Below are 21,709 nucleotides of genomic sequence, written 5' to 3' on the forward strand. Positions count from 1 at the left end.
ATTACTTAATTAATTCTTTTACCTCGTCAAAATTTAATCCACCGTAATTCCCGGAGCTCATCAATAATAAGGCTGAATTTTCAAGATTTTGTTTAAATAAAAAATCTTTAAACTCTATGGGATTCGTATAAATAATTAAATCTTTCCTGTTGAAAGCAGTTGCAATTTGGTCATAGGTAACTTCCTCAAGCTGTTTTATTTTTACCGCATCCGGCGAATAGAAAACAACTGCAACGTCTGCAAATTCTAATGAGCCTTCATATTCTTTTAGGAATTCCGCATTCAAGCTACTATAAGTATGCAATTCTAAACAAGCCACTAAAGTCCTGCTTGGATATTGTTCTTTTACGGCCTTGGTAGTCGCAGCCACTTTACTTGGCGAATGCGCGAAATCTTTATAGGCTACTTTGGTTTTACTTTCGGCAATTTTTTCCAATCGTTTTGAAGCGCCCTTGAAACTGGCAATTGCTTCGTAAAAATCAGCTTCATCAACACCCATATTCTGACAAATCCATTTGGCTCCAGCCAAATTATTGAGATTGTGTGCTCCAAAAACCTCTATAGGCATATCACCTTCGGGAGTTTCGAGAAGTGTAACACCATCGCTTACGGTGTACTTAGGAGTGTGATATGCTAGTTTTCGAATGGGATTTGTAGCGGCTTCGGCAACACTTTTTACTTCGGAGTCCTCTTCATTGTAAACTAAAATTCCGCCATTGGTAATTTTACCAATAAATATTTCAAACTGCTCCACATAGTTTTCATAAGTAGGAAACACGTTGATATGATCCCAAGCTATACCGGAAATCAAAGCAATATTCGGTTGATATAAATGAAATTTTGGTCTTCTGTCTATTGGCGAAGACAAATATTCATCACCTTCAAGAACGATAAAGTCATTCTCTTCAGTTAGATGAACCATCGTTTCAAATCCTTCTAATTGTGCTCCAACCATATAATCAACTGCAATATTGTGATAGTGCATCACGTGTAAAATCATTGATGTAATTGTAGTTTTTCCATGAGAACCACCAATAACAACACGTGTTTTATTTTTGGATTGTTCGTATAGAAATTCTGGGTATGAATATATCTTTAAACGTAATTCTTGTGCTTTCAACAGTTCTGGATTATCGGCCTTTGCATGCATTCCAAGAATTACCGCTTCAATATCAGTTGTGATTTTTTTCGGAAACCAACCTAATTCGGCAGGCAAAATTCCCTTTTTATCTAATCTTGATTTTGATGGTTCAAAAATGGCATCGTCGCTTCCTGTAACTTGATATCCTTTGTTGTGTAATGCTAAAGCAAGATTGTGCATGGCACTCCCGCCAATAGCTATAAAATGTGTACGCATTTTAGTTTATAGTTTATGATTGTTGAATTTGCAAAACATTAAAAGTCATTACTCTTACTTATTTACCTTTCTCTATTTTTATATTCTTCTAAAATTGATTTTGCTTTTTCAGGTTCTTTCATTTTGTTTTTATACAAATTCGCAAGCATTTGATAGCCCACTTTTGAATTCCCTACTGCAATTCCCTTTTTATATTGTTGTTCAGCTACCGCATATCTTTTAAAATATTCATCAATATGCCCCTTAGACAAATAACCGTCTACCGGAGAAAGTCGGAATAATTCATTTGAATATTTTATAGCTTTAGATTGGCTTCCGCCCACGATTCCAGGTAACTGAATATAGAGTTCTATTAATGCCCAACGTGCTTCAATATGCTTTGGATTTAGCACAATTGCCTTTTCAAATGCTCCTTTAACCTCATCAATCATGCCTAGGGCTTTAAACTTATTTGATTCCTTGGCTTTCATCCCTAAGGCTCCACCATATTTATAATGATAATTGGCTTCTGATGGTTTTAACTGGACAAGTTTTTTATAATAAATGATAGTCTTATCCCAAGATTTATTTCGACCTGCAATGTCTCCTAAATATTCAATAGTTTTTAAATCCGCAGGATTCGTTTTCAAAACAGTTTCAAAGACAGCTTGCGCCTGTTCAAATTTATTTTCTTTGAATAATTTTTCTGCTTTATCGAAATTGGATTGAGACCAAATGGAGTTAGAATACATTAGCAGAACTAAAAATAAGTATTTCATGATAGTGCATTTAAATTGTCATTTGTTTTATAACTATGCCAAAAATAAGAAATTTAAAATCAATATATTCTAAAAAGAATTTGAAGAAATCTTGTGGTATATGAACCAGTCAATTTAAACAACATAAATTATAACAACTTTGAACTAAAATATTCATTAAAAATATCAATTAAAAGAAAATTTGAAATCGTATTTTTAACTAATTTAGTAGTTAATTAATTTAAAAATCAAAACAATGGGACTATTATCATTTATTAAAGGCGCTGGGGCGAAATTATTTGGAAAAAAAGAAGAAGATGCTCCTGCTGCGGAAAAAGAAGCATTGAAAGCAAATGTTTTATTAGCACATGTTCAATCTTTAAAATTGCCTTTCAAAAATTTAAAAGTTTATTTACAAGAGGAAAAGGTTACACTGAAAGGAGAAGTTGACAAACAAGTTGATGCTGAAAAAATTGCTCTAGCTGTGGGTAATGTAGAAGGAGTTTCTGAGGTGGATAATCAGATGGAAGTTGCAATCAAAGAACCAGAAGCAAAATACCATACAGTAGTTGAAGGTGATTGGTTGTCAAAAATTGCAAAGACATATTATGGAGATGCCAATAAATTTAATGTGATTTTTGAGGCAAACAAACCGATGCTTTCCGATCCAGACAAAATATATCCCGGTCAAGTTTTGAGAATACCAAATTTGTAATTAATATTAATAAAAAAAGGGCTTCAAAAATTCGAAGCCCTTTTCTATAAAATATAGTACCATTAAACCATTTTAGTCATTCAACATTTTCCATAATTTATCTTTCAATTCTGTCAATCCTTGTTGGGCAACAGATGAGATAAACATATAGGGAATACCTTTAAAAGCCACATCTAATTCTGATTTCAGTTCTACTTTCAATTCATCATCCAGCATATCACATTTAGAAATAACAACCATACGCTCTTTATCGAGCATTTCAGGATTGTATTTAGTCAATTCATTTACTAAAATATCATATTCTGCTTTAATGTCTGGTGCGTCAACTGGAACTAAAAACAACAAAGTTGAATTACGTTCAATGTGACGTAGGAAATAATGTCCAAGACCTTTTCCTTCGGCAGCGCCTTCAATAATTCCAGGAATATCGGCGATTACAAAAGACTGAAAATCGCGGTACGCTACAATCCCAAGATTAGGTTTCAAGGTTGTAAATGGATAATCAGCAATTTTTGGCTTAGCAGAAGTCAACACAGATAATAAAGTTGATTTCCCAGCATTAGGAAAACCTACCAAACCTACGTCAGCTAGCACTTTTAGCTCCAATATCACGTCCATTTCTGCACCTGGTAATCCAGGTTGAGAGTATCTAGGCGTTTGGTTTGTAGAACTTCTAAAATGCCAGTTTCCTAAACCTCCCTTTCCTCCTCTTGAAAGTATTTGTTTTTCACCATCTTCGGTGATTTCAAATAATATTTCTCCAGTTTCTTTATCTTTTACAACTGTTCCTAACGGAACTTCGATGTATTTATCATCACCATCGGCACCTGTACTTCTGTCTCCACTTCCATCGCCTCCGTTACCAGCTTTTATATGACGCGCAAATTTTAGGTGAAACAATGTCCAAAGACCTTTGTTTCCCACTAAAAAAACATGACCTCCACGTCCACCATCTCCACCATCCGGACCTCCTTTTTCAATAAATTTTTCTCTATGCAAATGCGTAGATCCTTTTCCTCCTTTTCCAGAAGAAACATATATTTTAACGTAATCTACAAAATTCCCTTCAGTCATCTTTTCTAATATTCAATTTTCAACTACAACATTCAAAACTCATTTTGAGCTCCTTAATCCTGTAAACTATTTTTACATTTGTAATGCTTTCACCATTACTTTATCAATCTTCACGCCATCCATATCGATCACTTCCAACTCAAATTTTTGCCAAATCAGCTTTTCGCCTTGTTTTGGAATATGAGAAAGTTCCGTCATTATTAAACCGCTTACCGTTGTCACTTCATAATCACTTATCAATTCATCTAACTCAAAATATGTCAAGAAATCATGTAATGAATAGTGCCCATCTACTAACCAAGTGCCATCTTCTCTCTCAACTAATTGAAAGTCATCTTTATAAAAGTCCGAAGCATCCCCTACCAAAGCTTCCAGGATATCATTCAAAGTAATTACACCTTGAAAAACACCATATTCATCTGAGACAAATGCATAATGAATCCCTGTTTTCTTGAAGTTTTCAAGAGCGATATAAGCAGTTGTTTGCTCCATCATAAAAGGCGCTTCCGTCATTATATCTGCCAAATTGAAATTCTCATTTTCAAAATGGGCGAAAATATTTTTTAGGTTTACCACTCCAACAATATCATCGTAATTATCTCCATAAACCGGATAAATGGAATGTAGCTCTTTTAGCATAAATTCTTTAACCTGATTCTTATCAGAATGCAATGGTAAAAATACCACCGATTTTCTATGAGTCATTAAAGAATTAATTTTTCTATCGCCAATATGAAAAACACGCTCTACAATATCTTGCTCTATTTCCTGTACTTCCCCGCCTTCAGTACCTTCTTTGATAATAGCCTTTATTTCTTCCTCGGTTACTTTTCCGTCTGCTGTGGGTTTTATTTTTAGAACATTTAATAAAAATTCCGTTGAATGTGTCAACAACCAAATAAATGGTGCGGTGACAATCGAAACGATTTTCATAGGTAACGCCACAGCTTTAGCAATGGCTTCCGGATGATTTAAACCTATTCTTTTAGGCAACAATTCCCCTAAAACTAATGAGAAAAAAGTTAAAATCACAACTACAATTCCTACCGCTACAGTATGCGCATAAGGAGTTAGTATTTCAAATCCTTTTACAAAATTTTCTACATTTATTGTTATTTTATCACCGCTATATATACCCGTAAGAATTCCTATTAGGGTTATTCCTATTTGTACAGTTGATAAAAATTTATTTGGTGAATTGGCCAAATCCAATGCGATTTTCGCACTTTTATTTCCTTTTTTGGCAGCAGTTTCTAATCTATTCTTTCTCGCCGAAATCAATGCGATTTCAGACATGGAGAAAACTCCGTTTAACAGTATTAGAAAAAATATTATTAGTATTTCCATGTTTTTTTTTAGCCCAGATGGTAGTGAAAAGCCCGCAGCCTATATAACTTATTTTTCTTGACAGAAAAGAGCGACCAGAGGAAGCACCTTTTATGGCTTAGAAAAATAGTTTTTTAAGCGAGTCCCGAAAATTATCGGGATTGTAACGTACAACTGGAAATTGCTCCTATAAATTATCAATAACGGCACTTAACCGTTCAGTGATTTCTTGAATAGTTCCTATTCCGTTGACGGTGTGAAACTTTCCTTGTTGTTCATAATACCCCATTAAAGGAGCCGTTTTTTCATTGTATTCCTGGTAACGATTTCTTATTTTATCTTCATCTTGATCGTCTATTCTACCACTTGTTTTTCCTCTTTCCAATAATCTTTGGATTAAGATTTCATCATCGGCTTCGAGTGCTACTGTTGCAGCAACTTTAGATCCAATTGTAGTAAGAAACGCATCTAAGTCTTCGGCTTGTGAAATTGTTCTTGGGTAACCGTCAAATAAAATTCCATTTGTATCTGGATGTTTATTTACCTCATCAATAAGCATTTTAGTAGTCAATTCATCAGGCACTAAATCGCCCGAATCCATGTAGACTCTTGCTTGCTTCCCTAATTCAGTATCGTTTTTCAAATTAAAACGAAATACATCACCAGTGGATATGTGCGTTAATTTGTATTTCTCTTTTAAAAACTCTGCTTGAGTTCCTTTTCCTGCTCCTGGCTTTCCAAATAAAACAATGTTGATCATAATGTTGTTGGGTAGTTATTCTTTTAGTTTATATACTTCGGGTAAATTTCTTCCTAATCCATTATAGTCCAAACCATAACCAACAATAAATTTATTTGGAATTCTAATTCCAACGTAATCTATCTTGACATCTTTTGTATATGCTTCTGGTTTAAAAAAAAGTGTTGCTATTTTAAAATGTTTTACATTTTGTTTTTTGAACAATTCTTTCAATTCAACTACTGTATTTCCAGTGTCTACAATATCTTCGATAATTACGACAGTGCGTCCGGTCAAATCTTGGTTCAATCCTATCAATTGTTTCACCTCTTCAGTTGACGAAGTCCCTTCATAGGAAGCCATTTTTATGAAAGATACTTCACATGGTTTTTTATACAATTTCATGAAATCAGAAACGACCATGAAAGCGCCATTCAAAACGCCAACAAACACCGGCGTTTCATCAAAAAAATCATCTTCTATTTGAGCAACCATTTTTGCTATTGCAAACTCAATTTCTTTAGCGGAAATAAACGGAACAAATTGTTTATCGTGAAGTTGTATCATTATTATCCTATTTAAAATAATGTGCAAAGATACAGAATTCGGATTTGACAATTGCTAATTGGACATTAATTTGTAATTAGCTTATTGAATGCACAAATTATCTTAATAACGCAATTATAAAATCTGTATCCGAAACCCTAAAAAAAACATATAATCTACTAAAAAACAATCAGTTAGACGACTATTACAATCTGTTAATCGAAAAAATAGTGTATCAAATTTATTTATTCCTAACTTTAAGTATAGGATAATGAAAATCGTATAATTATGGCTTCACTAAATCCAAATACCACAGTTTTAGGTGTAAAAAACGCTAAACATTTGTTGCGAAGAGCAACTTTTGTTTACACCAAGGCCTTGATAGACCAATATTCAAAGCTCGCCCCCAGCCAAGCGCTAGATCTATTATTGGTTGATAAACCCCTCGCGTTAAACCTACCGTATGACCCTTTGCCAACCACTGCTCCAGATGGTTTTTGGACCGAATCCGCAAATTTACCGACCTCAATTGCTAACCAATATGGTAAAGGTGTACTTGTAGCTGGTTGGTGGTGGTATAATGCCATAAATACTCCCACATTAAAATTTAAACTTTCTCATTTTCTATCTACCCGTTTTACAGTAATAAAAAACGAACAGGTTTTTGGATCTTCCACCGAATTCTACGATTACATCCGATTGCTTTTATTTTATTCCTATGGGAATTATAAAAAGTTAGCAAAAAAGATGACACTCAATAATTCTATGCTTTGTTTTTTGAATAATACTTCAAATGTGAAAAGTTCTCCAAATGAAAATTATGCCCGCGAGTTTCTAGAATTATTCACTATTGGGAAAGGAGCACAAGTTACACCCGGAAATTACACGAATTATACCGAATCAGATATTGTGCAGACAGCAAGAATATTAACGGGATTCAAAAGAAAATCCGACAGATCTCTAATTGATTCTGAAACTGGAATTCCAAAAGGGTACAATCAATTCTCAGATCACAATACCAGTCCTAAAACATTTAGTAGTGCTTTTAACAACAAAATAATTACTTCTTCAAGTGATGCTTCTTCGATGGATACCGAATTAGACAATTACATTGAGATGGTTTTTGACCAATCGGCTACAGCAAAAAATATTTGCAGAAAATTATATACTTATTTCGTTAAAAGCAACATTTCGTCAGAAGTAGAAAACGACATTATAAATCCATTAGCACAAGACCTTTACAACAATGGATATGAAATTGTTCCAATTATTAGAAAATTATTAGAAAGCCAACATTTTTACGATTTAGATGATAGTATCACAACTGATGAAATTATAGGTGGAATAATAAAATCTCCCCTTCAGCAATTATCAGAAATATGCACGTATTTAAAAGCCGCAATTCCAGATCCTACTTCGAATCCATTAAATTTCTATAATGTTTTTTGGTGGTATTTCGTCAACAATACCTTTTTTGTGCGTTCCAATATGATTCTATTTGAACCTGAAAATGTTGCCGGACATGCTGCCTATTATCAAGCTCCTGCTTTTGATAAAACTTGGATTTCATCTTCAACCTTAATTGCAAAATACAGATTAGGAGAATCTTTACTCGACGGAGTAAATAGGATCAGTGGTAATAGTAATATTGCTGTTAAAATAAACATTTCAGATGTCTTAAAAAACACTGGAATCGTATCAAATCCTTCGAACCCTCTTACATTAACTTCCGAACTGTGCAACGCACTTTTCGCCCAAGAAACAGACAGTGATCGTATTAACTACTTTATGAATTCTTTCCTCCTGCAAGGTCTATCTAATTATTATTGGACTGAAGCGTGGAATAACTTTATTAGCACCAATAATAACTCAGTAGTCGAGTCTCGATTAAAGCTGTTAGTAACCAAAATATTAAGAGCCCCCGAATCTCAAATGTTTTAGTATTATTTAAAAAATTTATTATTATCCAAAATATTTAAGAGAATTTAAACCTTAAATACATTTGGTATTACCCAACAATTCATATAGCGTACAAGATATTAGGAGACCCCAAATCTCGACTGTTTTAGTTTAATTCATTTAATTCCAAAAACAACAAATATCATGAAAAGAAGAAATTTTATTAAACTAACTTCAACTGCTAGCGTACTTTCATTGTTACCCACAGAAGTGTTTGCTCTTTTCAAATCAGCAGGTATGACATCCTGCCCTGATCCCAGCTCAAAAAAAATAGTTTTAATTCAATTAGCTGGGGCTAATGATGGACTAAACACCATTGTACCCATCAATCAGTATGATACTTATGCGACGTTGCGTCCTAACATTAAACTTAATAACGTTGGAATGACAAATGGCATCATTAATCTTGATTCAACTTTGGCATTAACCGATCAAGTAGGATTACACCCTTCCCTTATAGGATTCAAAAGCTTATATGACAAAGGATTTATGAGAATCATTCAAGGCGTTGGCTATCCTGCCCAAGACAAATCTCATTTCAAATCAACTGATTTATGGTTGACAGGAGGAGATGGCACCATGGCTAACAATAATTTAGATAGCGGATGGACGGGACGTTTTCTTGAGAATTACTATGCTGAATTTTTAAATTCAAATTTCCCTTTAGGAATTCAACTTGGCAGTAGCGATAATTCATTAGGTTTTCATGGAGAAGTCGAACATGGTATGTCTTTAAACATTAGTGGACAGGATTTATCTGGATTTTATTCTGTGGTGAATGGTTTAGGCGGTCAACCGCCAGCAAACATACCCGATTCCGAATATGGAGGATTAATTCAATATATCATTAACAATGATGCTTCTACAAATGCTTATGCGCAGACTATTTCCAGCTCCTTTAATTCAGGCTCTAATTCATTAACATATCCTAACACTAGCTTATCCAATCAGTTAAAAACAGTCGCACGATTTATTTCAGGTGGCCTTCAGACCAAAGTCTATTTAGTTAAAGTTGGCGGATTTGACACTCATGACATGCAAGTAGCTGCAAATAATACTACTCATCTAGGCAATCATGCCACTCTTTTGACTCAAATTTCAGAGGCAATTAACACTTTCATCACGGACTTGAATAATCAGAACATGGCCAATGATGTTGTAGCAGTTACCTTTTCAGAATTTGGGAGAAAAGCGGGAGAAAATGCAAGCTTAGGCACGGATCACGGAGAAATTGCCCCGATGTTTGTTTTTGGGAGCGCCATAAATCCTGGAATCTCCGGGACAAATATTAATTTATCTGAAGCCGTTTTGGCAAATAACTATCAAGTTCGAACCGTTCAGCATGACAACAGAAGAGTTTTTAGTACAATTCTTCAAGATTGGTTTGGAGCAAGCAACCAAACATTAGATTTGACTTTTTACAATCAAACCACTAATACCGGCTTTTCAAATAATAAAATAGCGGATTTAATCAAAACTCAAAATATAGTTAATTCAACCTGTTATACTGACAAGTTACTTTCTGTCAACGAATTCAAAAATACCTATGAAGTTATCGTTTATCCAAATCCAACTTCGGAACTGATTACCATTAATTCGCCAAACAACAATGATATTTATTCGGTTTCTATTTACTCAATAGACGGAAAATTTATTGGAAAATATAAAAATCCTTTAAACGGCAGTCAGCTTTCAATCAATGTTGAAAATCTATCGACAGGATTTTATAATTTAAAAATCGAGACCACCAACGGGAATTTTTCCAAAAAAGTAATTGTGAGAAGATAATATTCGAAATACTGAAATACTTATCCGACCATTTTACAACTCGTATTTTTTTATTATTACTCATTTAAAAGTATCTTTGTAAAATCAATTTTACAGATAAATTTCAATACAACGATGAATTATTTTTCTTCTGATTTTAAACTTGGAATTCTCGGTGGCGGACAACTCGGCAAAATGCTGTTATCTGACACCCGAAAATTCGATATACAAACTTATGTACTTGATCCAAGTGATGAAGCACCTTGCAAAATAGCCTGTGACCAATTTTTCAAAGGCGACTTAATGAATTTTGAAACCGTTTACAATTTTGGAAAACTAGTTGATGTTTTAACCTTTGAAATCGAACTGGTTAATCTTGAAGCTTTAGTAAAACTAGAAGACGAAGGATTGAAAGTTTATCCTTCACCTAAAACACTAAAACGTATCCAAAATAAAGGAATTCAGAAAGATTTTTATACTGAACACGCTATTCCTACAGCAAGTTACAAACGCTTTGGTAATTTAAAAAGTTTGATAATTGAAATTCTTGATTCCAAAATAAAATTACCATTTATATGGAAATGTACGGAATTTGGTTACGACGGAAATGGCGTTAAAGTAATTAGACAAATCTCGGATTTAGACAATTTAGCTAATGTAGAATGTATTGCTGAAGAAATGGTTCCGTTTAAAAATGAGTTGGCAGTAATCGTTTGTCGCAATCCATCAGGCGACATAAAAACATATCCTGTGGTTGAAATGGAATTCCATCCAGAAGCAAATCAGGTAGAATATGTTATTTGTCCTGCTCGAATCGATGATACAGTTGCCGAAAAAGCGAGAGCAATTGCCTTGAATGTTTCTGAAAAATTCAATCATGTTGGACTTTTGGCAGTGGAAATGTTCCAAACAGAAGATGACGAGATTCTTGTAAACGAAGTTGCTCCTCGCCCACACAATTCAGGTCATTATTCGATTGAAGCCAGCTATACTTCACAATTCGAAAATCATTTGAGAGCAATTCTTAACTTACCCTTAGGAAATACCGATAGCAAAGTAGCTGGAATTATGGTGAATCTAGTTGGTGCTGAAGGATTTTCAGGAGACGTAGTTTATGAAAATATCGAAAAAATATTAGGATGGAATGGTGTCACACCACATATTTACGGAAAAAAACAAACTCGTCCTTTTAGAAAAATGGGACATGTAACTATAGTAAATGAGGACATAAAAGAAGCAAGACGTATTGCGCAAGATGTAAAGAATACGATAAGAGTAATCAGCGATAAATTGAATAATTAAAAGATTTAAGCGATTTAAAAATTGTGATACACTAAATAGAGTTTTAAATAATTTTTCAATCTTTGAATTTTTTACCCGAGCCCTAGGGCGAACGGACGTAGTAATCTTTAAATAAAAAATAATGAAAGTAGCCGTAATAATGGGAAGCATATCTGATATGCCGGTAATGCAGGAAGCAATAGACATCTTAAAAGCATTTGACATCGAAACAGAAGTTGATATCGTTTCAGCTCACAGAACTCCCGAAAAATTATTTGATTTCAGTAAAAACGCTCACACTCGTGGCATTTCGGTTATTATTGCTGGAGCTGGGGGTGCTGCACATCTACCTGGAATGGTTGCCTCCATGACTCCTCTTCCGGTAATTGGTGTTCCGGTAAAATCGAGTAATTCTATTGATGGCTGGGATAGTGTTTTATCCATTCTACAAATGCCTGGTGGTGTTCCTGTAGCAACAGTTGCGCTAAACGGAGCCAAGAATGCAGGTATTTTGGCGGCACAAATTATTGGTTGCCACAATAAAATTGTCTTAGACAGAATAATATCATATAAAACTGGATTAAAAGAAGCCGTGGATATTGCCTCTGAAAGTCTAAATAAATAATAAAAAGCTCCATGACGGAGCTTTTTATCTTTATTTTTATTCTAATTAATTCTTTAATCTTCTGTCAACACTTCTTCCAAAATTCCATCGAATTCTGAAGCAATTATATCATCTCTGTTTAACCAATATTCAGACGTGGTTACTGTAAAATCAACATTATTCGTTGTGGTTAAATCCCACAGAATGTCGTCAGCTTCCGGAAATGGAGCATTGTGATTCATCTGGTGATCAAACAATCTTTTTATAAGATTGCTGTCAGACAATCCGTTGCTTAACAATTTCAACACATCTTCCTTTGTTAACTCCTTCACAGTTTCTTCTTCTAAAGGAGCAAAACTACACTTTACAATTGTAGCTTTTGCATTTGGAAATTTACCGTTATATGCTTTGAAAAGCAATTGATTTACGTGAAACAATTTTGCATGTAGACCAATTTCCGGATATTCTTCACAAACTTTATCTAAAAACATGTCGTTAGAAATCTGTTGTATTTGCCCTTCATTTAATTGCTCTGCTAATTTATAAGTCAATACAATTACAGCGGCTTCTTTAGGCTCAAAATCGGTAATTGCCATTTCAAGCAATTCGCTTAAGCTTTCCTTATCAGCGCCAGCTGCATCTGGATAATCGAATTTTTCCAGCAACTGCACATAATCTTCATTAGTCCAATAGTCTTCAATTTGGTCCACACTAAAGGCATTTTTTATTGTAATATGATAGTTCATAACGTACTTAATTTAGTAACTTTTTTATAATTAGTCAGTTTGAGAACTAACATTTTTTTACAATGTAGGCGTTTTTAATCATAAGATCGACTGACGTTTTATAAATTTTAACAATAAATCAATCCTATTAGAAACTCCATTTTTTTTTAATAAATCCCTACATTTGTATATACAAAATTCGATATTTCACCAACAGAAAATTAATGACTCAACAATGAATATTCTCACTCAACATTTCAATACTAAATACGATACTGCGCCATTTTCCCAAATAAAACTTGACGATTACAAACCCTCTTTTATTGAAAATATTGCTTCCGCAAAAGCAGAAATCGATGCAATTATAAACAATGCAGAATTACCAACATTCGAAAACACTATAGAAAAATTGGATTTTTCCGGAAATGCGCTGGACCGATTATCGAGCATATTCTTCAATTTGAACTCGGCAGAAACCTCAGACGAAATGCAAAAAATCGCACAGGAAGTTTCACCGCTATTGACAGAATTTAGCAATGACATCACTTTGAACGCAGATTTATTCAAAAAGGTCAAATCAGTTTTTGAACAAAAAGACAGTCTAAATTTAACACCAGAACAAGCAACATTATTAGACAAAAAATTTAAAAATTTCTCTCGAAATGGAGCGCTACTTTCTGAAGATAAAAAAGTTCGCTTGCGCGAAATTGATACGGAATTAGCCAAACTGAAACTGACTTACGGTGAAAATGTTTTGGCTGAAACCAATAATTACGAATTAATTATTACAGACGAAGAAAATTTAAAAGGCCTACCGGAAGGAACTATTGAAGCCGCAAAATCATTGGCAAAATCAAAAGAAATAGAAGGTTGGATTTTTACGTTGGATTTCCCAAGTTATATTCCGTTCGTAACTTATGCTGATAACAGGGAACTACGAAAAGAAATTGCCATAGCAGCAGGAAAGAAAGGATTTCACAATAACGAATTCGACAATCAGGAAAACGTACTCAAAATTGCCAAATTACGTCATGAAAGAGCTAATTTACTGGGTTATCAAACACATTCCCATTTTGTTTTGGAAGAAAGAATGGCACAAAATCCAGACAAAGTAAAATCCTTTTTGGATGATTTATTAGTTAAAGCAAAACCCGCTGCCGAAAGAGAATTTGCTGAGCTTACCGCTTTCGCCAAAGCATTGGACGGCATTGATCATTTAGAAAAATGGGATGGCGCTTACTATTCAGAAAAATTGAAACAGAAATTATTCAATTTGGATGATGAAAAATTAAAACCTTATTTTCAACTAGAAAAAGTACTGCAAGGCGCATTCACGATTGCTCAAAAATTATACGGAATCACTTTTACTGAAATTTTCGACATCGATAAATACCACAATGAAGTGACCACTTACGAAGTGAAAGATGAAAAGAATGAACTGGTTGCCATTTTTTATGCTGATTTTTTTCCAAGAAAAGGCAAACGAAATGGCGCGTGGATGACTTCTTTTAAATCACAATACATTAAAGACAGAAAAAACGAAAGACCACATATTTCTAATGTTTGTAATTTTACAAAACCAACAGAAACCAAACCATCTTTATTGACATTTAATGAAGTAACGACTTTGTTTCATGAATTTGGCCACGGCTTACACGGCATGTTAGCCAATACAACATATCCTAGTTTGTCAGGGACTTCAGTTTATTGGGATTTTGTGGAATTGCCAAGCCAGATTATGGAAAACTGGTGTTACGAGCCGGAAGCTTTGGCTTTATTCGCCAATCATTATCAAACGGGAGAAATTATACCGCAAGAATTCGTGGAAAAAATCAAGGAAAGCTCAAGCTTCCAAGAAGGAATGGCAACCTTACGCCAAATTAGTTTTGGATTATTGGACATGGCCTTTCACAGTAACAATCCTAATGGAATTACCACTGTAAAAACGTTTGAAAAAGCAGCTATGGAAAACACCATTCTATATCCTGATGTAGCCGAAAATTGCATGAGTGTTTCGTTTTCCCATATTTTTCAAGGCGGATATTCGTCTGGATATTATAGTTACAAATGGGCTGAAGTACTCGATGCAGATGCTTTTGCATATTTCCAAGAAAAAGGAATTTTTAATAAAGAAGTGGCAACAAAATTTAAAGACAATATACTTTCCAAAGGTGGCACGGAACAACCAATGACTTTATACAAACGCTTTAGAGGGCAAGAACCTTCTCCAGACGCTTTGCTGAAAAGATCAGGATTGGTTTAGATTTCAGATATAAAACCGAAGTAGTCCTGCTTCGGTTTTATTATTTCAAAAACTCCCTGAAATTCTCTTTACTTACCACTAAAAAACTGGGCTGATAAGCCTCTTGAAATGATTTAGGCAACTTGATTTTTTTATTCGAAGACCATTTAAATTCAAAAGCACTAATCACATCAGCATTCGTTTCGATGTAATCTATTTCCTGTTGCTGCGTTGTTCTCCAAAAATACGGCTTCGCCAAACTATCCGTATAGGAAAGCATTTTTATTCGTTCAGAAACTAGAAAATTTTCCCAAAGCGCTCCTTTGTCTTGACGAAATTCTAAAGTATTAAAATTACCAATTAACATATTGCGAACTCCATTGTCATAGAAATAAATTTTTCTGTTGGCTTTGATTTCGTTTCGAATGTTTTTACTAAAACTATTCAATCTAAAAATTACGAAAGCTTTCTCCAATACATCAATATAAGTACTCACCGTGTTTTTATCTACACCCACTAATTGCGCAATTTCATTGTAACTCACTTCGCTACCCACTTGCAATGCCAAAGCCTGAAGAATCTTCTCTAAAACCTCTGATTTCCGGATACCCGCCAAACTCAAAACATCTTTGTACAAATAACTGGAAACCAAATTTTTTAAAATCTCGTATTCATTACCAAAATTATTGATCACATCCGGATACATTCCATAAAGTAAACGCAACTCTAATTGCTGTTGCGCTTTGATGTAACCCACATTACTTTCAAATTCATTCCATGAAATAGCATACAAATGGTATTCAAATTTTCGGCCCGTCAAAGGTTCTTGGGTGACATGATTGATATCAAAAGCCGAAGAACCGCTAACGATCACCTGTACGTCTTTGATTTGATCAACAATAATTTTTAATTTCAATCCAATATTTGGAATTCGCTGTACCTCATCTATAAAAACGTATTTATAATTTCCTATAATATTTTTTAAGGTTTCTGTATTTGCACTTGCCAAAGTATCCGACACGACGGCATCATCGCCATCAAGAAATAGAAACGGAATATCCTTCAATAAGGAATTGATTAATGTCGTTTTACCCACTTGGCGCGGTCCTATCAAGACAATAACTTTTCCTTTATTTATATTTTTTTGAACAACTGAAGTTAAATCTCTTATAATCATAGCAATAAACTTTAAACAAATATACTACAATAAAATCCTATTCACCAAATTTATATTGTTTTTGGTGAACGTATTCACCAAATTTGTATATTTTTTGGTGAACGTATTCACCAATATCAATATTTTTAAAACAATAGAAGCAACAACCACCAGACAATAGGCACGCTTTCTACCCAAAAAGAAGTATAATATTTCGAACGTTTTTCATTGGAGAAAAGCAGAAATAGAGAAATCATAATCACCAATATCAGGTTGACAACTAATTGATTTTCATCAAAATTACTTTTAAAAAATTCCAGAAAATAAAACGGAATCAAAAGTAACATTCCTAATATTTTTGTGCGCTTCACTCCTATTTGTTGTGGTACGGTTTGCAAATGCGGATCATCATTTGCCAAATCAATGATTTCAAAAATAAGGACCAACACAAAAATAAGAATGAACCTTTGAATACATTTAAGGTAAAAATCTGAAGTAATGGCAATTTCAGCATTCAAAACAGGCAAACCTAAAGTCACACCCACCCAACACAAAGCCACAATATAAATTTTCACACCAGCCCAGTTTCTGGCATTCCTCTTATTTGGAAAAAACGGAAGCGTATACAATAAAGTGATACTCAAAAAAGCAATTGCAACAATTTGAGTAATGCGATGCAACTGAAAAAAATAATAGCCCACCATTATAAGAGAACAAAAACTAAATAAAGCAATTATTTTTAATTCCTTTCGCATTTGCTGTTTTTTGGCTCTGGCCAATGCATCGTATTTCACAAAATTATATCCTACGATTGTTCCAAAAAAAACAAAATTAGCAATTGGTTCATCAAACGGAATGTTGAACATGTGTTGCGTCATCTTGACAAGAGAATAACACGATAAAGCAACATGAATGCTACTATTTACGTAAAAATTAAAAATTTGTTTAAATACCTTCATTAAACAAAATTAGTCAATTGTGAACAAATCTACCATTTAGTTGAAAAATCAATAAAATATGAATACCAAAATACGTTTTAAACTATTAATAATACTTATTTTTGCAGCACTAAAAAACAACACCTATATTTTTGTATGAAAACAGATGCTTTTGCTTTAAGACACATAGGCCCAAGAGAAAACGACCTACAACATATGTTGAAAACAATTGGCGCAGAAACGCTGGACCAATTGATTTTCGAAACTATTCCAAGCGACATTCGCTTGAAATCAGATTTAGATTTAGAACCTGCAATGACTGAATATGAATATTCAAATCATATTACTCAATTAGGAAATAAGAACAAAATGTTCCAATCCTACATTGGTTTAGGATACAACCAAGCGATTATTCCTGCAGTTATTCAAAGAAATGTTTTTGAAAACCCAGGATGGTACACTGCTTACACACCTTATCAAGCTGAAATTGCTCAAGGTCGTTTAGAAGCGATTTTGAATTTCCAAACCATGGTTATCGAATTAACAGGAATGGAAATTGCCAATGCTTCTCTTCTTGACGAAAGTACAGCAGCGGCAGAAGCTATGGCATTACTATTTGATGTAAGAACTCGTGATCAAAAGAAAGCTAACGTTTGTAAATTTTTCGTTTCAGAAGAAATTTTACCCCAAACATTATCGGTTTTACAAACGCGTTCTACTCCTATCGGTGTTGAATTAGTTATTGGAAACCATGAAGAATTTGATTTTTCAACTGAATTTTTCGGAGCCATTCTTCAATATCCAGGTAAATTTGGACAAGTTCATGACTATGCTGGTTTCATTGCTAAAGCAAAAGAAAATGAAATAAAAGTGGCTGTTGCTGCTGATATATTAAGTTTAACTAAACTGACTCCTCCAGGAGAGATCGGTGCTGCAGTAGTTTTAGGAACAACACAACGTTTCGGAATTCCGTTAGGTTACGGAGGTCCACATGCCGCTTATTTTGCTACAAAAGATGAGTACAAAAGAAGCATGCCAGGAAGAATCATCGGTGTAACTGTTGATACAAACGGAAATCGTGCACTTCGTATGGCATTGCAAACACGTGAACAACACATTAAACGTGATAAGGCGACTTCAAATATTTGTACTGCTCAGGTTCTATTATCTGTTATGGCTGGAATGTATGCGGTTTATCATGGTCCAAAAGGATTGCAGTATATCGCTGACAAGGTTCATGCTTTAGCAGCGACTTTGGCAAACGCATTAGAAAATTTAGGCTTACAGCAAACGAATACAGCATTCTTTGACACCATCGTTGTAAAAGCTGATGCTAAAAAAGTGAAAGAAATTGCAGAACAAAACGAAGTAAACTTTTATTACATCGACGAAAATACGGTTTCTATTTCTTTGAATGAAACAACAAGTATTGCTGATTTAAATAAAATCATTGGTGTTTTCGCTTCCGCAAAAGGGACTCAGGCAACTACAATTGACAGTTTAACAGAAACCAATCATTTTCCAGAAAACATAAACAGAACATCGACTTTTTTACAACACGATGTTTTCAACAAATACCATTCTGAAACCGCTTTGATGCGTTACATCAAAATGTTAGAAAGAAAAGATCTGGCTTTGAATCACTCTATGATTTCATTGGGATCTTGTACCATGAAATTGAATGCTGCATCAGAAATGTTGCCTTTGAGCAATGCACAATGGAATAACATTCACCCATTCGCACCATTGGATCAAGCGCAAGGATATCAAGAAATGCTTTCAAAACTAGAACAACAATTGAATGTTATTACTGGTTTTGCAGGAACAACATTACAACCTAACTCAGGTGCTCAAGGAGAATATGCAGGATTAATGGTGATTCGCGCGTACCACCAGTCAAGAGGTGATCATCATAGAAATATTGCTTTGATTCCATCATCTGCTCACGGAACAAATCCGGCTTCGGCAGCGATGGCAGGAATGAAAGTAATTGTTACCAAAACATTGGAAAACGGAAATATCGACGTGGAAGATTTACGTGAAAAAGCAATTCTTCACGCAGCTAATCTTTCTTGTTTGATGGTAACTTATCCATCGACTCATGGTGTTTTCGAAAGCGCTATCAAAGAAATTACACAATTGATTCACGATAACGGTGGACAAGTATATATGGATGGTGCCAATATGAATGCACAAGTAGGATTAACAAATCCAGCAACTATTGGTGCTGACGTTTGTCACTTGAACTTACACAAAACATTCGCCATTCCTCACGGTGGTGGTGGACCTGGTGTTGGCCCAATATGCGTGGCGAAACAATTAGTCCCGTTTTTACCAACCAATCCAGTAATTGCGACTGGTGGAGATAAAGCCATAACAGCAATTTCGGCTGCACCATGGGGTTCTGCTTTAGTTTGTTTAATTTCTTACGGTTACATCTGTATGTTAGGTGCTGAAGGGTTGAAACAATCTACTGAATATGCAATCTTAAATGCGAATTACATTAAAGAAAAACTAAACGGTCATTACGATACTTTGTATTCAGGTGAAATGGGTCGCGCGGCTCACGAAATGATTTTAGAATGTCGTCCTTTCAAACAAAAAGGAATTGAAGTTACTGATATTGCAAAACGATTAATGGATTACGGTTTTCACGCTCCAACAGTTTCTTTCCCAGTTGCCGGAACATTAATGATTGAACCAACCGAAAGTGAAAACCTAGAAGAATTAGATCGTTTTTGTGATGCTATGATTTCAATTAGAAAAGAAATTGAAGCAAGCAGTGCCGATGACCATAACAATGTTTTGAAAAATTCCCCACATACTTTAGCAATGCTAACTACTGATGTTTGGAATTTCCCATATACCAGAGAAGAAGCTGCTTTCCCATTAGATTATATTGCCGAAAACAAATTTTGGCCTACCGTTCGCAGAGCAGATGACGCTTATGGCGATAGAAATTTAGTTTGTAGTTGCGCTCCAATTGAAGCCTACATGGAAAGTTAAAATACAAGTTAAAATGTCTCGAGAAATCGGGACATTTTTTTTTATACTTTGTTTAGAAAAAACTTTATTTTCGCCTAATCAAAATTCCACAGAGTCTTCCAATAATTTCTTGAGACAATTAGGAAAGATTCATTTATCATTAAATTAAAAAATAGGCGTTTTTTCCATTTACAGGAATTACTACGATAAAATCGCATCTAAATTTGCAATTCATAATAAAATATTTAATATTTTCGCTTAAAACTTACTATTTGATAATTATATGCATGCATAGTAAATATTATAAGAGTAATAATTTTTTTATGTTTAAATTAGCATAAATTTTGGAAACAAACTCAATGAAAATAAAAATAACCGGAATAGGAAGTTATATTCCAGAGAAAAAAATAAGTAATACAGACTTCGGCAATCATGTGTTTTTGAATGAAGATGGAACCGCATTTGGCTATCCTAATCAAGTTGTCATCAATAAATTTAAAGGAATAACCGGAATCGAACATAGGCGATATGCTGAAGATCATTTAACCTCATCTGATCTCGCATTTTTTGCTTCAAAAAAAGCAATAGAAAATGCCAACATAGATCCAGAAACGATTGATTATATCATTTTTGCACATAATTTTGGTGATGTAAAACATGGAGCAGTCCAATCAGATATGCTACCTAGTTTAGCCACACGCGTCAAACATAAATTACAGATAAAAAACCCAAATTGCGTTGCTTACGATATCCTTTTTGGATGTCCAGGTTGGATTGAAGGTGTGCTTCAAGCAAATGCATTTATCAAATCAGGTATGGCCAAGCGTTGTTTGGTTATTGGTTCTGAGACTTTATCAAGAGTCGTTGACAAGCACGATAGAGATTCTATGATTTACTCTGATGGCGCTGGCGCTTCAATAATAGAAGCTTCTGATGATCAAACCGGTATGCTATCCTACGAAAGTGGTACGTACGCTAACGACGAAGCCAATTATTTGTTTTTTGGAAAATCATACAATCCGGATTTAGACCCAGATATTCGATACATAAAAATGTACGGACGCAAAATTTACGAATTCGCATTAAATACAGTACCGGCAGCAATGAAGAGTTGTTTAGATAAAAGCGGTATTGGGATTGACGATGTTAAAAAAATTCTTATCCATCAGGCCAACGAAAAAATGGACGAAGCAATCATTCAACGTTTTTATAAATTGCATGACAGACCAGTTCCTCAAGACATCATGCCTATGAGCATACATGAACTGGGAAACAGCAGTGTTGCTACCGTTCCCACCCTTTTCGACTTGTTAATTCGGGGAGAAATTGAAAACCAATCTATACAAAAAGGCGATATTCTACTTTTTGCATCCGTTGGAGCAGGGATGAATGTTAATGCATTTGTTTATAGATATTAATCATTGCGAGGAACGCGGCAATCAGGAGCTAATCCAGCTATTCACTTCAAGTCCACACTTAAAAAATGTGTTTTTCCAAACCTTAAAAAGAGCTTCTTTTAGTCGCTTTTTTAAGCTAATAAAAACTACATCTTTTAAGT

At 34.4% G+C, this 21,709-nt stretch carries 17 protein-coding genes; 8 read left to right on the top strand and 9 right to left on the bottom strand.

The genetic code is table 11. The features are described from left to right. Position 1 precedes the first annotated feature (1 nt). Both H4V97_RS07520 and H4V97_RS07525 read right to left on the bottom strand, forming a co-directional pair. Positions 2-1,357 carry a UDP-N-acetylmuramate--L-alanine ligase gene (locus H4V97_RS07520; RefSeq protein WP_209549375.1) on the bottom strand — a complete coding sequence of 452 codons (1,356 nt, stop codon included), beginning with the start codon at positions 1,355-1,357 and terminating at the stop codon, positions 2-4. A 62-nt stretch (positions 1,358-1,419) separates the two neighbouring features. Beyond that, positions 1,420-2,115: a tetratricopeptide repeat protein gene (locus H4V97_RS07525; protein WP_209549376.1), complete on the bottom strand. Its 696-nt coding sequence runs from the start codon at positions 2,113-2,115 to the stop codon at positions 1,420-1,422. A gap of 235 nt (positions 2,116-2,350) precedes the next feature. Between H4V97_RS07525 and lysM the strand changes: the two genes are divergently transcribed. After that, positions 2,351-2,809, top strand: coding sequence for a peptidoglycan-binding protein LysM (lysM, locus tag H4V97_RS07530; protein ID WP_209549377.1), 459 nt, complete (start codon positions 2,351-2,353; stop codon positions 2,807-2,809). Positions 2,810-2,881: 72 nt separating this feature from the next. Here the strand turns inward: lysM and obgE are convergent, their stop codons facing one another. From obgE to hpt, 4 genes are all read right to left on the bottom strand, one after another. Then, positions 2,882-3,883 carry a GTPase ObgE gene (obgE, locus tag H4V97_RS07535; protein ID WP_209549378.1) on the bottom strand — a complete coding sequence of 334 codons (1,002 nt, stop codon included), beginning with the start codon at positions 3,881-3,883 and terminating at the stop codon, positions 2,882-2,884. 72 nt (positions 3,884-3,955) lie between these two features. Further along, positions 3,956-5,230: a hemolysin family protein gene (locus H4V97_RS07540; protein ID WP_209549379.1), complete on the bottom strand. Its 1,275-nt coding sequence runs from the start codon at positions 5,228-5,230 to the stop codon at positions 3,956-3,958. A 166-nt stretch (positions 5,231-5,396) separates the two neighbouring features. Further along, positions 5,397-5,969, bottom strand: coding sequence for an adenylate kinase (locus tag H4V97_RS15845; RefSeq protein ID WP_245345214.1), 573 nt, complete (start codon positions 5,967-5,969; stop codon positions 5,397-5,399). Between the two features lie 15 nt (positions 5,970-5,984). Continuing rightward, a complete protein-coding gene (hpt, locus tag H4V97_RS15850; protein WP_231385407.1) occupies positions 5,985-6,515 on the bottom strand; it encodes a hypoxanthine phosphoribosyltransferase in 531 nt (176 codons plus the stop codon). Between the two features lie 267 nt (positions 6,516-6,782). Between hpt and H4V97_RS07550 the strand changes: the two genes are divergently transcribed. The 4 genes from H4V97_RS07550 (at position 6,783) to purE (ending at position 12,126) form a co-directional block, all read left to right on the top strand. Next, a complete protein-coding gene (locus H4V97_RS07550) occupies positions 6,783-8,435 on the top strand; it encodes a DUF1800 family protein (RefSeq protein ID WP_196849454.1) in 1,653 nt (550 codons plus the stop codon). A gap of 162 nt (positions 8,436-8,597) precedes the next feature. Beyond that, the gene (locus H4V97_RS07555; protein ID WP_196849455.1) at positions 8,598-10,241 is read left to right on the top strand and encodes a DUF1501 domain-containing protein; all 1,644 of its coding nucleotides are present in this window, start codon (positions 8,598-8,600) and stop codon (positions 10,239-10,241) included. 114 nt (positions 10,242-10,355) lie between these two features. Continuing rightward, positions 10,356-11,522 (top strand): 5-(carboxyamino)imidazole ribonucleotide synthase, encoded by a 1,167-nt coding sequence (locus tag H4V97_RS07560; RefSeq protein WP_209549380.1) that lies wholly within the window; start codon positions 10,356-10,358, stop codon positions 11,520-11,522. Positions 11,523-11,640: 118 nt separating this feature from the next. Then, positions 11,641-12,126 (top strand): 5-(carboxyamino)imidazole ribonucleotide mutase, encoded by a 486-nt coding sequence (gene purE, locus H4V97_RS07565; RefSeq protein ID WP_209550290.1) that lies wholly within the window; start codon positions 11,641-11,643, stop codon positions 12,124-12,126. A gap of 53 nt (positions 12,127-12,179) precedes the next feature. Here purE and H4V97_RS07570 read toward each other — a convergent pair whose 3' ends face one another. Then, positions 12,180-12,851 (bottom strand): hypothetical protein, encoded by a 672-nt coding sequence (locus tag H4V97_RS07570; protein ID WP_196849457.1) that lies wholly within the window; start codon positions 12,849-12,851, stop codon positions 12,180-12,182. A 214-nt stretch (positions 12,852-13,065) separates the two neighbouring features. Here H4V97_RS07570 and H4V97_RS07575 point away from each other — a divergent pair, with 214 nt between their 5' ends. After that, complete coding sequence (locus H4V97_RS07575; protein WP_196849458.1) at positions 13,066-15,093, top strand: M3 family metallopeptidase; 2,028 nt, start codon at positions 13,066-13,068, stop codon at positions 15,091-15,093. 40 nt (positions 15,094-15,133) lie between these two features. On the opposite strand, the gene H4V97_RS07580 is transcribed toward H4V97_RS07575, so the two are convergent. After that, a complete protein-coding gene (locus H4V97_RS07580) occupies positions 15,134-16,249 on the bottom strand; it encodes an ATP-binding protein (RefSeq protein ID WP_196849459.1) in 1,116 nt (371 codons plus the stop codon). A gap of 125 nt (positions 16,250-16,374) precedes the next feature. Further along, positions 16,375-17,187: a hypothetical protein gene (locus H4V97_RS07585; protein WP_196849460.1), complete on the bottom strand. Its 813-nt coding sequence runs from the start codon at positions 17,185-17,187 to the stop codon at positions 16,375-16,377. A 135-nt stretch (positions 17,188-17,322) separates the two neighbouring features. Here H4V97_RS07585 and gcvP point away from each other — a divergent pair, with 135 nt between their 5' ends. Further along, positions 17,323-20,172, top strand: a complete 2,850-nt coding sequence (gene gcvP / locus H4V97_RS07590; RefSeq protein WP_196849461.1) for an aminomethyl-transferring glycine dehydrogenase — start codon at positions 17,323-17,325, stop codon at positions 20,170-20,172. A gap of 338 nt (positions 20,173-20,510) precedes the next feature. Beyond that, positions 20,511-21,569, top strand: coding sequence for a 3-oxoacyl-ACP synthase III family protein (locus tag H4V97_RS07595; protein WP_196849462.1), 1,059 nt, complete (start codon positions 20,511-20,513; stop codon positions 21,567-21,569). Positions 21,570-21,709 lie beyond the last annotated feature (140 nt).

It is taken from the genome of Flavobacterium sp. CG_23.5 (assembly GCF_017875765.1).
Classification (GTDB): Bacteria; Bacteroidota; Bacteroidia; order Flavobacteriales; family Flavobacteriaceae; genus Flavobacterium.

Excerpts from the sequence above, each read along its gene's own strand:
- H4V97_RS07580 (WP_196849459.1), bottom strand. The coding sequence starts at position 16,249 with ATGATTATAAGAGATTTAACTTCAGTTGTTCAAAAAAATATAAATAAA.
- H4V97_RS07555 (WP_196849455.1), top strand. The coding sequence starts at position 8,598 with ATGAAAAGAAGAAATTTTATTAAACTAACTTCAACTGCTAGCGTACTT.
- H4V97_RS07595 (WP_196849462.1), top strand. The coding sequence starts at position 20,511 with ATGAAAATAAAAATAACCGGAATAGGAAGTTATATTCCAGAGAAAAAA.
- lysM (WP_209549377.1), top strand. The coding sequence starts at position 2,351 with ATGGGACTATTATCATTTATTAAAGGCGCTGGGGCGAAATTATTTGGA.
- gcvP (WP_196849461.1), top strand. The coding sequence starts at position 17,323 with ATGAAAACAGATGCTTTTGCTTTAAGACACATAGGCCCAAGAGAAAAC.
- H4V97_RS07550 (WP_196849454.1), top strand. The coding sequence starts at position 6,783 with ATGGCTTCACTAAATCCAAATACCACAGTTTTAGGTGTAAAAAACGCT.
- H4V97_RS07585 (WP_196849460.1), bottom strand. The coding sequence starts at position 17,187 with ATGAAGGTATTTAAACAAATTTTTAATTTTTACGTAAATAGTAGCATT.
- H4V97_RS07520 (WP_209549375.1), bottom strand. The coding sequence starts at position 1,357 with ATGCGTACACATTTTATAGCTATTGGCGGGAGTGCCATGCACAATCTT.
- H4V97_RS07570 (WP_196849457.1), bottom strand. The coding sequence starts at position 12,851 with ATGAACTATCATATTACAATAAAAAATGCCTTTAGTGTGGACCAAATT.
- H4V97_RS07575 (WP_196849458.1), top strand. The coding sequence starts at position 13,066 with ATGAATATTCTCACTCAACATTTCAATACTAAATACGATACTGCGCCA.
- H4V97_RS07540 (WP_209549379.1), bottom strand. The coding sequence starts at position 5,230 with ATGGAAATACTAATAATATTTTTTCTAATACTGTTAAACGGAGTTTTC.
- H4V97_RS07560 (WP_209549380.1), top strand. The coding sequence starts at position 10,356 with ATGAATTATTTTTCTTCTGATTTTAAACTTGGAATTCTCGGTGGCGGA.
- obgE (WP_209549378.1), bottom strand. The coding sequence starts at position 3,883 with ATGACTGAAGGGAATTTTGTAGATTACGTTAAAATATATGTTTCTTCT.
- hpt (WP_231385407.1), bottom strand. The coding sequence starts at position 6,515 with ATGATACAACTTCACGATAAACAATTTGTTCCGTTTATTTCCGCTAAA.
- H4V97_RS15845 (WP_245345214.1), bottom strand. The coding sequence starts at position 5,969 with ATGATCAACATTGTTTTATTTGGAAAGCCAGGAGCAGGAAAAGGAACT.
- H4V97_RS07525 (WP_209549376.1), bottom strand. The coding sequence starts at position 2,115 with ATGAAATACTTATTTTTAGTTCTGCTAATGTATTCTAACTCCATTTGG.